The 12,932-nt window shown below is 60.3% G+C and carries 12 protein-coding genes and 1 pseudogene; 3 read left to right on the top strand and 10 right to left on the bottom strand.

The window, feature by feature from the left end; genetic code table 11:
* Position 1 precedes the first annotated feature (1 nt).
* The 9 genes and pseudogenes from QYL91_RS10905 to QYL91_RS10870 form a co-directional block, all read right to left on the bottom strand.
* Entirely contained in the window at positions 2–904 is a 903-nt protein-coding gene (locus QYL91_RS10905) for an ABC transporter permease (protein WP_302080528.1), read from the bottom strand.
* Positions 901–1,857 (bottom strand): ABC transporter ATP-binding protein, encoded by a 957-nt coding sequence (locus QYL91_RS10900; RefSeq protein ID WP_302082859.1) that lies wholly within the window; start codon positions 1,855–1,857, stop codon positions 901–903. The genes QYL91_RS10905 and QYL91_RS10900 overlap by 4 nt, the downstream gene beginning before the upstream one ends.
* A gap of 188 nt (positions 1,858–2,045) precedes the next feature.
* The gene (locus QYL91_RS10895; RefSeq protein ID WP_302080527.1) at positions 2,046–2,579 is read right to left on the bottom strand and encodes a hypothetical protein; all 534 of its coding nucleotides are present in this window, start codon (positions 2,577–2,579) and stop codon (positions 2,046–2,048) included.
* Between the two features lie 117 nt (positions 2,580–2,696).
* Entirely contained in the window at positions 2,697–4,418 is a 1,722-nt protein-coding gene (locus tag QYL91_RS10890) for a peroxidase family protein (RefSeq protein WP_302080526.1), read from the bottom strand.
* A 671-nt stretch (positions 4,419–5,089) separates the two neighbouring features.
* Positions 5,090–6,208, bottom strand: coding sequence for a hypothetical protein (locus QYL91_RS10885; RefSeq protein WP_302080525.1), 1,119 nt, complete (start codon positions 6,206–6,208; stop codon positions 5,090–5,092).
* Positions 6,209–6,307: 99 nt separating this feature from the next.
* Positions 6,308–6,463, bottom strand: a pseudogene (locus QYL91_RS18185) (ArsR/SmtB family transcription factor); the annotation flags it as partial.
* Positions 6,464–6,512: 49 nt separating this feature from the next.
* The gene (locus tag QYL91_RS10880) at positions 6,513–7,628 is read right to left on the bottom strand and encodes an NADH:flavin oxidoreductase (protein WP_302080524.1); all 1,116 of its coding nucleotides are present in this window, start codon (positions 7,626–7,628) and stop codon (positions 6,513–6,515) included.
* 172 nt (positions 7,629–7,800) lie between these two features.
* Entirely contained in the window at positions 7,801–8,688 is an 888-nt protein-coding gene (locus tag QYL91_RS10875; protein ID WP_302080523.1) for an SDR family oxidoreductase, read from the bottom strand.
* Between the two features lie 85 nt (positions 8,689–8,773).
* A complete protein-coding gene (locus QYL91_RS10870; protein ID WP_302080522.1) occupies positions 8,774–8,944 on the bottom strand; it encodes a hypothetical protein in 171 nt (56 codons plus the stop codon).
* Between the two features lie 95 nt (positions 8,945–9,039).
* On the opposite strand from QYL91_RS10870, the gene QYL91_RS10865 reads away from it, so the two are divergent.
* A complete protein-coding gene (locus tag QYL91_RS10865; protein ID WP_302080521.1) occupies positions 9,040–10,992 on the top strand; it encodes a PAS domain S-box protein in 1,953 nt (650 codons plus the stop codon).
* On the opposite strand, the gene QYL91_RS10860 is transcribed toward QYL91_RS10865, so the two are convergent.
* Complete coding sequence (locus QYL91_RS10860; protein ID WP_302080520.1) at positions 10,943–11,935, bottom strand: transposase; 993 nt, start codon at positions 11,933–11,935, stop codon at positions 10,943–10,945. The genes QYL91_RS10865 and QYL91_RS10860 overlap by 50 nt on opposite strands.
* 114 nt (positions 11,936–12,049) lie before the next feature.
* Between QYL91_RS10860 and QYL91_RS10855 the strand changes: the two genes are divergently transcribed.
* Entirely contained in the window at positions 12,050–12,400 is a 351-nt protein-coding gene (locus tag QYL91_RS10855; protein ID WP_302080519.1) for an ATP-binding protein, read from the top strand.
* A gap of 111 nt (positions 12,401–12,511) precedes the next feature.
* A complete protein-coding gene (locus tag QYL91_RS10850) occupies positions 12,512–12,712 on the top strand; it encodes a hypothetical protein (protein WP_302080518.1) in 201 nt (66 codons plus the stop codon).
* Positions 12,713–12,932: the final 220 nt, after the last annotated feature.

Genomic DNA, 12,932 nt, shown 5'->3' with positions numbered 1-12,932 from the left:
ATCACTCCAGTTCCGCCCTGTTGAACGTTCGAATCCCGAGCAACACCGGGACCACAAGCCAGAACGCCAGAATGAGCAGGGACATCTCGTCGGTGAGGTACACGGGTAACTCCGGGGCTGCGCGGGCAGCCTCGTCGACGCCCCGGCTGGCGGCTGCTGTGTCGGCGTTTGCTGCACTGTCGAGGAACGGCCGCTGTTTCAGTCCGTCGGGGACGACCAGGTTCGTCGCTTTCTGGTAGGCACGGTAGGGACTCGTGTACTCGATGGCGTTGTAGAGGTCGGGATTCGTCTCCATCCCGAGAAGGTCAGTGTGAACCGCCCGGACGAGACTCGAAATCTGGATGATCGGAAAGAGATAGAGGAGTACGAGAACAAAATACGCGGTCAGCGCACGGCCAACCGCGCGGCTCCGGGAGGCCGCTCCCGCCGACAGCCAGACCGCGATACTCACGAACACCGACCCGTAAGTGAGTGTCAAAAGAAGGGTTCCAAAGATGACGACTGCCGGGAACGCACCGTGTTTGGTCAGCGAGACACTCGTCGCGGCAACGTATATGAACCCGATGCCGACGGCGACGACGACCAGCCGACTCAGGAGTTTGCCGAGAAAGACCGCCCGTCGCTGGTTCGGAAGCGAGAGCAGGAACTTGATGCCGCCCCCTTCACGCTCGCCGGCGATGGCCAGATAGCTCGCCACGAGTGCGACAATCGGTAACAGAAGCGAGAGGACAATCGTCAGGGTGTGAAACGTCCGCTTGACGGCCTCGGCTGGGCTCTGATTGGTCCCCTGGTTGGCAAATGCCAGGAGGACGGCGATGATGCCGAGTGTGATGGCACCGGCCCAGAGTGTCTGTGACCGGCCCGTAGCTTTGAGGCCCTTGCGGGCAACAGCGGCGATACTCATGGCGAAACCTCCTGTGACCCCGAACCTGAACTGTCTCCGGTAGTCCGGTCACGACCCCCACCGGTGTACTGGTTGAACAGTTCCTCGAGAGACGTGCTGTCTGCGAGGATGTCGAGTACGTCCACGCGGTCATCAACATATCTCACCGCGTCAACCTTCGCCGTGGGGTCACTGCAGTGAACGGTGAGTACGCGCCCGTCGACGACTGCCTTCGCAACGCCATCGAGTTTCTCGACGCCATCTGTGGGGGGCTGGGCGGCACAGCGGAGTTCGATAGTGGCAGTCCCGCCGGCCTCGTCCCGGAGATTCTCGATTGAATCCATCGCGACGAGTTTCCCCTCGTTCATCACACCCACTCTGTCGCAGACTGCCTCGACTTCCGAGAGGATGTGACTGGAAAAGAACACAGTCGTGCCATTCGCCGCCCGGTCACGGATGACCGAGCGCATATGCTGGATACCGTTCGGGTCCAGCCCCGTCGAGGGCTCGTCGAGAATCAACACCTCTGGGTCATCGACCAGCGCCATCCCGAAGGCGAGGCGCTGTTGCATCCCCTTCGAGTACCCGGCGGCGACCCGGTCTGCGTCGGCGAGGATGCCGACCGTGTCGAGTATCTCGTCGGGGTCGTCGTCGGCGTCCTTCGTGTCGATAGTCCACTCGACGTATTCCCGGCCGGTGAGGTAGTTGTCGAAACCGTACCCCTCAGGCAGGACACCGATTCGGTCACGAATCGCCGCTGACTCTTCCTGTGAGTCCATCCCAAGGACCGTCGCAGACCCTTCGGTCGGCCTGATGAAATCGAGCAAGAGATTGATCGTGGTCGACTTGCCAGCGCCGTTCGGGCCGAGAAAGCCGAAGATTTCCCCCTCTTCGATCGACAGCGTGAGGTCGTCGACGGCAACGACATCCTCCCCGAAGCGTTTGGTCAATCCGTCCGTCTGAATGGAGGGCATCTGTTCGACTGACACCAGCGATGCCCCCTATGAGTATCTTATGCTTGAATGAGATGTTCTACCGAGACTCAACCTCTAACCGATAGGGACCAGCAGCGGTGGAAACTGCGCAGGGGCCTTGTCACGTCACCGCGACCGCCCTGACCCGACCTGCCAAAGTGCAAAAGTGCCGGAGCGGCGATACCGTCTCAGCTGTCAGTACTCTTGGAACTGCGGCCGAGAATGCGGTCTGCCAGACTCCCGAGTGCCTTCAACGCGACATTCACGTAGAGCCCGACGAGGAACGCCACTCCTGCTGCGAAGCGTGCACCGGTGGTCCCGGTTGTCTGGCCGAACTCACCGATGAACAGATGGATGCCAGCAGCGAGTATCATTGCCGCCGGAATCCGAACCGCCATCTCTACCAGATGTTCCAGTTCGCTCCACTCGTCGTACGCCTCGATTTGATTCATCAACTTCGTGAACACGTATCCGAGCGCTCCGAACCCCGCATAGAGGTAGACAAACAAGGGGACTGTCACGGCATTCGAGTCCGTACTGGTCTCGGGCACCGCGACGACCGACTCCAGCCAGCCGACCGACAGTGCGATTCCGACCATCGTCAGGGCCGTAAACAACAGGATGATGCTCCAGTTCGCCAACGACCAGTTCGGTTTGTCCTCGTCACTCTCGGCTGTTTCGTCACTATCACTCTCAGATTCGGGGCTAGTTTGGTCGTTCATCATAGGTGTCCTTGGTCCCACACAGATTGGCTCAACTGGGCAAACAGTACACGATTGAACCGTCGCCGGGCACGTTCGGCCCTGCCGATGCGAAAGAGAGACACGGTCGTTCCGACCTCACTCGGTGATGTCCAGCGCGAAATCGAGCAGGTCGGCGGCGGTGAAGTCGTCGATGCCTGCGTGTGGGGCAGGCAACGTCGGCGTCCAGTCCGGCTGGACGACCAGGAACGAACTGGTGTCCGAGGCGATGAGGCCCACGAGCACCTCGGCGACGATTCGGCTTCCCACGGGGCCGAGGTGTTCGCCGTTCGTGAACTCCCGGGCCTCAGCGAGCACGTAGTACCAGAGTGGCATCTCGGTCGCCGCTGGCTGGTCGAAGCGAGCCAGTACCTCGTCGAACCCGACTTCGTGATTGTGCAAGACCCGTGTGTCAGGAATTGCTCGCGCGATGGTTGGCCCCGATGGCAGGCCAAGTTGGTGTCCGCGAACCAGATTCCGCGACGCGAGTGAGTTTCGCCACGGTTCGTCTGCCGTTATGAACGGCAAATCGAGGAGGTCCGAGGCGACCTTCGGGTCGATTGCGCGCGCATTCTGCGGGGCCACATCGTGGTCGTCGAGGTCGAACAGGTATCGCCAGTCGACAGCATCGTCAGGGGATACCGGCTGGAAACCGGGACTCAGCGCGTCGGAATCCATCGGCGAGCCAAACAGTTTCCCCTCCGTCGATTCGTTGACGCGGTACCGTAACCTGGCCTGGCTGTGTCCAAAGCGGTAGGCAGCGCCGGCAAACTCCAGTGGCATGAACGCCTCCTCCTCTGGACCGACGGTGAAAAACTGCCGCTCGTCTCGCACGGATTCGACGACATCCTCGTCACAGACAGTGGGCAGGTACTCGTGTAACACAATCCACTGGTAGTGCCACCGGGCCAGTTGTTGTGCATGCTCGAAGTCCTCCCCTTCCTCTTCGACGATGGCATTGTGGAAATTCAGCATCGCGTACTGGAACTGCGAGAGGATGAGGTTCTCGTCGTTTCGCGGGTCAGCGATGAGTGCGACGTCTTCGTGGTTACGCGGTAGGTGATGCCCGTCTTTGCCGAGCAACAGCAACTCGCGACTGCCGCCCGCCATCGGCGACTGGTAGCGGAATCGGTCCGTTTCGGGGCCAGCACCGTAGACTGAGTCGAGGTCGAGTCGCGGTGTCCGGAAGTTCCGGATTGCGTCGGGGTCGTTTTGCCGGGACAGACTCGACAGCGGGTCGAGCGTGAGGTCGTGGTCGATAAACTGCCCGAGGAAGACGAATCCCGCGGGTAGGTCCGCGGTGTCGACGCTCTCTGGATTCGCGTCCTCGTCGAGGGGGCCGCCGGGTAGCCCCAACTCCTTGAGAAACGCTACGTCGTGGTCGGCGGCTTCGAGATGGGGGAACATCCGGCCGAACCGTCCGCGGCCGGGATGTGGGGGGTCACGCGGCACGTTCGTCATGCCGCGATGGTTGCCAGTCCCGTGGTGCATATCCTCCATCGCTTCCATCATCGGGTGGTTGTCCTCGCCTGGGTCTTGGGCCGTCAGTTCGTGGTCCGTCTTGTCGAGGGTCAACGACCACTGGCCGACGGTCTCACCGTCGTCGAAGCCGTGGCCGTATGGTTCGGGGTCGCCGTCGAACGTGTCCTCGAACGCGTCGGCAGTAAACTCGATTTCGAACCGGCCGTCGCCGCGCGTCGTCGCGTTCCCGAGTGGGTCGTCAATCCCGATGTCGGCGTCGACGACGACGATGTTGACACCAGCAGCCGGTGTCCCGTCTGGCCGTTTCACGTTCCCGCCGATAGTGTGTCTTGTTGACATGGAACATTCATGGTGGCCAACACATCGCTCACTAATAAATTTATGTGAACGCACCAATAGTTTCCTCTGGAACGGCTGGGACATCCGCCGCGAGTCGTCAGTCGGTCTTTCAGTCAAGAAAGTACCCGTTCGAGTGGGGCCACAAGCGACGGGTTTGTACTCCGCAGATGCCGTTGCCCTCGGCATGTCCGGGACGAACGCGCCACGAATTAGGAGGTCGCGACCGGACCGACGAGACCGGGGGCAGGCACGACAGGGCGCTCCGCAGAGCGGTCCATCGGTGTAGAGTGAAGTACCCCGCGCACGGTGGCGCGGGGCTTCGCCGTTTGGCCTCTCCCCGAAACCGGGGAGCGTACCGGCGGCAGGCGAATTTAATTCCCTCCGCACTCCCCGAAGGGTCGTGTGGGAGCAATAACACCCGAACACGCTGTGGCTCCTACCGCACTAGAGGTCGTCTAGTGCTGCCGTAGGTGGCGTGTCCGTGGAGGTCAGCGGCTTCACCACCGCCCGACACAGCCCGGCGCAACCTCTCGGTGTTTTGCGAGGCGGATAACGTGGCTCCCGTACATCAATTATTGCTTCACATCAACTTCAACGTATGGATTGTGCAGCGGAGCGAACGCGCTTCACCCCCGCCCACGGTGGGGCGGGGAACTCGCGCTGCTTTTCGTTTAGACACCTGCCAGGAACAGTTGTAGAGCTTTGGGAACTGCAACGGAGAGGAGCAGCTGTGTCCAGATACTGAACGTCGCCGGATACTCTCGTGTCGAACTCACTTCCTGTATCCGCTGTCGAATGTCTTCGACAGTTTCCGTGGCGTCGTCGGGGACAGTATAGTTTCGCACCTCCCAGGGGTTCTCGATGTGGGTGTGTAGCTCGGCTTCGAGCTTGTACAGTTCTTTCCGCTTCTCGCGGTGGAGAAACCGGTGGAGCAAGAGGACAGCGAACGCGACAGTGGCGATCGTGGACAGCCAGACTCCGGTAAATATCGCCCCCGCTGTCGTCGATATTTCCCATCCACTGACACCGGGAGCGTAGGTTATCAGTGCGTACGCGATGAGGCCGCCAACGACGTAATAATACGCTTTCTTGATCAATTCGCCGATAGGCCGGAGACCACCGACGCCGTGTGGGTCGAGGAAATGGACGCTGACATCGGACTTGTACAGCCGCCACGGCAGACTGAACTCGATTGTCACATAGACAACCAGAAACTGAACGATGATAGGCGCGTACACGAACGGAAACACCAGGCCGTTTGCCACGACGCCGACGGTAGTGAAGTTCGCAAAGTCAGCGTAGGTCCTGACGAGTTGCAGTCCCGCTGCGGTGGCAAACAGAGCCCACGGGAGCCACCTGGGAATCAGGTCGACAAACTGTCCCGGGTTCGAAGACCGTTCTCGCAGTTGCATTTCGTCGATTACCTGTCGATACGAGCGGTCGAGCGCGTGGGCACCGAAGACACCGACGAGCAGAACAAATGGCTGGAGCAGAAAGTACGGGTTTCGCACGTAGATTGGTGTGTTATCGAACACCAGAATATCGGCACCCGCGGAGGTAAGCGTCCAGCCGACGACAGTTACGATGGCGTACAGATACGACGGTGGGAGAGAGATGTTGAAAAAAGCACTGAGGCGTCCGAAGCCGAGATAGCGGGCGAACTGGTCGAGCCAGAGTTCCGAGGTCTCGTCGCGGAGCGTGCCGGCCAGCGGTGGATTCACCTGGCTCGCTTGCTTCGGTGCTGTCCCGACGGTCGAGGCGTCAGAATCGGTGCCGTCATCGTCCGTCATACCGGATGCTCCCCTGACAGGAATTTATTCTTTATCCTCAACCGGGTTCGCGTCCGCCACACAGAACCGGGGCGTCACCGACTACGACCCCCGAACCACTCACCAGAAATTAGTCATGCTCTCAGTGAGCGCGTTGGCGATGTCGGGCAACTGGAGCACGGCGCTGTCCCCGATTCTGTAGTAGGTCCACTTTCCCTGGCGTCGCGTTTTCACCAGCCCCGCGTCTTTGAGTTCCCGAAGGAGACTGGCAACCGTCGGCGGAGATATCCAGAGGAGCTACACGGCCGGTTTGGGAGGGTATGACTCAGTTGTCGGCAGGCGGCGCGTCGATTGAGAGTTCGTGCTCGGAAATCGTGGCTTCCGGCGAGAGAAACGATCGATAGTCGAAATCCGCCAGGTCTCGGCCGTCGGCGACACGCGTTGGCCAGTCGGGGTTTGCAAGCGCACCCGTCGCGAGCGTCAGGAGGTCTGCACCCTTGTCGATGGCAGTGCGTGCCGCTTCAGGCGTTCCCAGACCGCCGTTCGCGATGACGACCGTGTCGTCAGTGACGTATTCGACGGCAGCCTCGGCGAGAGTCGGCCCGTCGGCCCCGAAAGTCGGGGTGGTAGCATCGGGTTCTGTCGTGTGAATGTAATCTGCACCAGCGGCCGACAGTTCCTCGAAGAAGACTTCCGCCGCGTCCTCGCCTTCGGGCCACTGATACTCGTCGTCGGTGACCATCGTCTGTGACACCCGAATGCCGACGATGAACTCTTCTGGGACCGCGTCTGCAATCGCAGAGACGACTTCAGCGGGATACCGAACACGGTTGGACGGGTCACCGCCGTACTCGTCGTCACGCTGGTTCATCGTCGTCGAGAGGAATTCGTTGAGGAAGTAGCCGTTCGCACCGTGAATCTCCACGCCGTCGAAGCCAGCGTCGTCGGCGTTCTGTGCTGCCGTGACGAAGCCCTCACGCGCAGTCTCGAGGTCCTCCTTGGTCGCTTCTTTCGGAACCGGATACGGGCCACTCCCGCCGTACGCCTCCGACTTCTCGCCGTTCGGTTGAACCGGCGACGGGGCAATCGCCTCGTCGTCCTGCGACGGCGGAATTCCCTGTGTCTGTGCGCCACAGTGCATCAGTTGTGCGAATATTGCTGAGCCAGCATCGTGCACAGCGTCGATGACCGATGTCCACGCGTCGACGTGGTCGGCGGTGACGAGCCCCGGCTGGTTGAGATAGCCCTTACTGTACGCGTCGTCGGTGTAGACGCCCTCTGTCACGAGAAACGAAAAGCCACCCTCGGCGAACTTCGCGTAGTACTGTGCCATCTCGTCGGTTGCCCGCCCGTCGGCCGTTGCGCTCACCCGTGTCATCGGCGCCAGGCCGACGCGGTTGTCAAGTTCCACTTCACCCAGTGACGTTGAGTCGAACAGCATCTTGGACCCACGTACGGTGTCGATGTGAATAGTCCACTCGCTTTTGGCTGGCAACTTCCAGCGGTCACGACTGCTCGTGGCCCCGTTCGAAACCGCTCGTCCTAATCTGTCATAGTCTGCCTACACGTCCACCGGGCCCCAATGCTTCCCCAGCGAGCGGATTCGATGCCGCTCAGGGCCAGTCGGAGTCGACGCCGACGAGGTCGGCACTGACCGCCCAGAGGCGGTCGCGCACCCCCTGGTCCCGCGCTTCCTCGTCGGGAGTGAGCGGGCCGTCGCCACCGACGTACTGCCCCGTCTGGGTTTCGTATTCGGGAGCCGTCGCAAGTCGGAGCAAGCGGTCGGCCCCGTCCTGTTGTGTCGTGCCGACGCCGGGAACGAGGGCTGCAGCGCGAACCGCGAGTCGCGTCCGGAGCGGCGCCTCCCGGAACAGGTTCGTGGACGGAACGAATCCAGGGTGAAAACAGTTCGCTGTCACCTGCGTTCCGGAGAGGCGGTCGGCCAGTTCCAACGTGAAAGCGATGTTCGCGAGCTTCGACCGGGCGTACGCCTGTAGCGAATCGTACTCGCTGGTAAACTGAAGGTCGTCGAAATCCAGCGTCGCACGCCGGTGAATGTCAGAGGCAGTGACCACGATTCGCGACGGCGGCGTCTCGACGAGGCGGTCGAGCAGTTCGTGGGTCAGCAGATACGGCGCCAGATGGTTGACTGCAAGCGTGCGTTCGATTCCATCCGGAGTTTCTCCGCGGGTCCCTGCCGAGAGCCCAGCGTTGTGGGCGAGCACGTCGATTCGGTCGTACGAGTCCAGAAGGTCTGTGGCGAGGTCGCGGACAGCCCGCTGTGTCGCGAGGTCGGCACGGTGAAACCGAATCGTCCCTGCCAGGTCAGAACTCCGGTCGGCCAGCCGCTCGCCACGGTCCCGATTCCGACCGATGGCTGCGACCGTCGCACCGCGAGAAGCCAGGTCGGTCGCTGCGACGCGACCGATGCCACTCGTCGCGCCAGTCAGGACCACGACGCTGTCACTGTCGCTCGGGTCGGTCACGTCAGCTCCGGCCATGGACTACGCTGGACGGTGCCTCGTGTGGTCCTGCCACCCGTTTCGCCTCGGCCGCGAGTGTCGTTCCAGAACACAGGTGTCGGGTTCACTTTGCGAAGTAACTGGTGAAAAACCCGGAGAAAAACGAGGCGACGGCGACCGAAAGCAGCACGTCAGAGAGGTCGTACGGGCCGTCATCGGAGGCGGTCAGTTTTGTAATCGCGACGCCGATGACGAGCGAGATGATGCCGTTCGTGAGGTCGTGTTTGAGACCCATGACGTCTTGTTAGCACTGATGTGTAAAGTAGCTATCCCGTTTGCCTCCGGAGTACCTATCACACGATTCTTATAAAGTAAGATAATAGTGGGACCATGGACAGGCAGGAAACGACGGGGGACCGGGCGTCGTCGCGGGCCACTGGGGATGGCAACTCGTCCGTTACACAGTCTGAGTGTGACGTTCTTCTCGAAACTATCGACAGACCAGTTTTCGTCTACGACGTCGAGTCCGAGGAGGCAGGGATTGACTTCGGATTTCGCCGGAACAATTCGGCCCACGAACGCCAGACGGGGATTACGACCGAAGAGTTTCTCGGGAAAAGCCCTCGGGCGATACTGGGGGAGGAAAGTGGGGCAGCGCTCACAGGACGGTTTCGCGAGTGTGTCGAGCGCGGTGAGCCACTCGAGTACGAACAGACGGTCGACTACCCGGCGGGGCGGGTCGAGTGGGACACGACACTGACCCCGGTCGTGGACGGTGGGGACGTGAGACGACTGGTCGGTGTCGCCAGCGAACGGTCCGAAACGTCGGGCACAGCAGACGCCCCAGACTGGAATCGAGACCGACTGGACCTGTTCGATACTGCGCCGGACGGAATCGTCCTCCACGACGAGACGGGAGAGATTCTCGACGCCAACGAGACGCTTGCGGACATGCTCGGGTACACGCAAGCGGAGTTGCGGTCGCGCGCGATTTCTGACATCGAGGTCGGACTCGAGGCGGAGTCGCTACGAGAGAAATGGCAATCGATGGAGTCCGGACAACTCCAGCGACTCGAACTGAGTGGAACCCACCGTCGCAAGGACGGGACGACGTATCCAGCCGAGGTCTGGGTGCGGAAAGTTGCCAGGGAAGACGACAGCAGTGCTCGCTTTGTGGCGTTCATCCGGGATGTCACCAGACGCCGACGGCGAGAACAGAACCTCAATCTCAAGACCCGGGCGATGGACACGGCTCCGATTGGCGTCGTCATCACTGACCCCTCACAGCCGGACAACCCGATAGTCTACGCAAACGAGCAGTTCGAAGAGGTGACCGGCTACTCGGAGTCGGACGTCGTCGGTCGAAACTGCCGATTCCTCCAGGGAGAGGAGACGAGCGAAGCGAGCATTGCGAAGATGCGCGACGCCATCGCCGCCCACGAGCCGGTGTCGGTCGAGCTTCGAAACTATCGCAAGGACGGCACGGAGTTCTGGAACAGAGTCGAGATTACCCCGGTTCGGGACAGCGACGGCGAAGTCACCCACTACGTCGGCTTCCAGCAGAACGTGACAGAGCGCAAAGAACACGAACAGCGGTTAGAACTGTTCCGGGAAGCCGTCGAACAGGCCGGTCACGGCGTCGTCATTACAGACCGGAACGGAACGATAGAATACGTCAATCCGGCCTACGAGCGAGACACCGGCTACACCTACGACGAGGCCGTTGGACTGACGCCCAGAATCATCAAATCCGGAAAACACGACGAGGAGTTTTACGAGCAGATGTGGGACACCATTCTCGACGGCGATGTCTGGGAGACGGAACTCATCAACCGACGGAAGTCCGGAGAACTGTATCACGTCGACCAGACCATCGCGCCGATTACCGACGAGAACGGGGAGATTACGCACTTCGTGGGGGTCGAATCCGACATCAACAGGCGCTGGCTGCGTGAGCAGCGACTCGACGTGCTCAACCGAATTTTGCGACACAATCTCCGGAACGCGATAACCGTCGTTCAGGGGAACGCGTCCGTCCTCTACGACGAACTCGAGGGCGAAGCGTTGCGGGCCAACGTCGCCGCTATCCAGAACCGGGTCGAGCGACTGCAAACGCTCAGTGAGAAGGTGAGTACCGTTCGGTCCGTGTTCCAGCAGGAAGTCGATACCGAGACGACCTGTGACATCGCAGCACTGGTGGCAGACCTCGAACCGGAGTTCGATGAGACGTACCCGGACGCCTCAATTTCCGTTTCGGTTCCCGAGACTGCCGGGCGGGCGTGCAGAAGAGTTCTCATAGCTCAACGATCGGACTTGCGATGTCACCTCCTCGTTCATGGTTAGCGATGACGACAGCCAAACGAAGACAGAGAGCGACGAAGACGTGAGTTTTTGCCCGTTCTCGGCCTCGGACTTGCGGAGTCCCGAGGCCGAGATCCTTGCACACGCCGATTGCTGTTTCGACCTGTGACCGGTTATCGTAGGTGTCGTCAAGCTGCTTTTCCCAGACGCGGACAGTGTCGCTATGTTCCTTGATTCGTTTCTGGATGCGGTACTCGATATCTGGTGGATCATTTGTGTTCCGTGGATTGTACGGAACCACTGGCACGACGCCTGCTTCAATCAGGTCGTCGTGCCAGTCCAACATGTCGAACTCTGCGTCACCAACGAACGTGACTGGCTTTTTGACGGCGAGCGCATCCTGTGTGATGCGCCTCGCCGTCGCCTTGTCCACAGATTTCTCATCTGTGAACTCTGCGGCAATCGGGATGTTGTTGTCGGTCGTCACCAGACAGCAACCGTAGCCGTAGTAAGTCTCCTCAGCTGTACTGTCGTAGTTCCACGAGGCATCCTCGTCCGGGCGAGGCGCCCGGACATCGGTGCCGTCAATCCGAAAGCAAGAACCCAGTTCAACTCGGACGAGCACTTGCTGGAGAATTCGTGAGAAGACTTCCTCAACGACACCAGAGAGATCGTCGATAAACCGGCCAATCGTCCGCCGTGACGGCGGTCGCTCGAACTCGCAGACACGCCAGACATCATCGTTGGCGAGTTCTTGAGCCATCGCTTCTGGTTCGTAGATTCTGTTGTAGAAGCAGTGAAGCAATCCTCGGAACAGTTCAGGTGGATGGAACTCCCGCGTTCGCCCCCGCGGATCGGGGGCGAACACGGGGAATTCATAGAGAAACTGGAGATCAAGATGTTCGAATAGTACTGTTGTCTCGGTTTCCAGTGATTTCAAGACCTCTGTGATCGTATCTTGGTGTGGCAGGGTAGTGGTTGACACATCTCACTGTCCCTGCCTCATCTCCGAGAGAGTTCCTATCGATCCTCCAGAATCGCTGATCAGCCAGCAGAGCCGTGCTAACTATTCTGCACGCCCGCCGAGACTGCCGTCGAAGTGAAAGCAGACAGCCGACTCAAAGTGGCAATCCTGGAAGCCGTCGATAACGCCGTCTCACACCAGGAACAGTCGAAGCCGGCTGTCGACATCAACGTGACGCAACCGACCGACTCCGACCGGTGGGTCGAAATAGTGGTCGCCGATAGCGGCCCGGGGATTCCGAGCGAAGACCAGATGGCAATCGAGATGGGCGAGGAGACGGCGATCGACCACGGGTCCGGTATCGGACTGTGGCTCATCCACTGGATTGTGGTGAGTTTCGGCGGGGAAATCCAGATCGACGAGAACGACCCCGCCGGTTCTGTCGTGACTCTCCGCCTCCCGACTACCGGGGCATCCTCGGAGTGAGGAAAGTACGTCATCGAGTCACACGGCATCACGAGACAGGTCAGCAGGGACCCTGTCGACATGACTCTCGCACGTCCTATTACCGTAGAGAACATTCGTCCAACTAGGACCATGGATTCACTCAATCACCTGCTAACTGTACAGATATTCGCCATTCTGGTCGCGGTCGTCGGCGAAATAGCCGCCAGTGAACTGCTACTGACTGTGGCAATTGGGACGTTCTTCATCGCCTTCGTGGCTATGTTCGTCCAGATGACCACGGCGCTGCTCGTCGGACTCGGTCAATCCGACGGCAGTGCACTGGCCGCGTAATCGAAGACTTACTTTTCCGCTATTTCGGGCCGGGTGTAGCGACGCGGACCAGCCGCTGTTTTGCCTGAGCGTTTCCCAAGTGGGAGTGGGTTTTGGCCAGTCTAGTCGTCTGGAAGCCAAGCCAGCGCGGAAGATTTTCCCACGCCCTGGGATGTGCACCGCTCCCGCAGGGCGGTGAAGATAGTTATTATTAAATCAGTACCGACGAACGGTTGTGACA

The organism is Salinibaculum rarum, assembly GCF_030505615.1.
Lineage (GTDB): Archaea > Halobacteriota > Halobacteria > Halobacteriales > Haloarculaceae > Salinibaculum > Salinibaculum rarum.
This window is presented reverse-complemented; position numbering and strand designations above follow the sequence as displayed.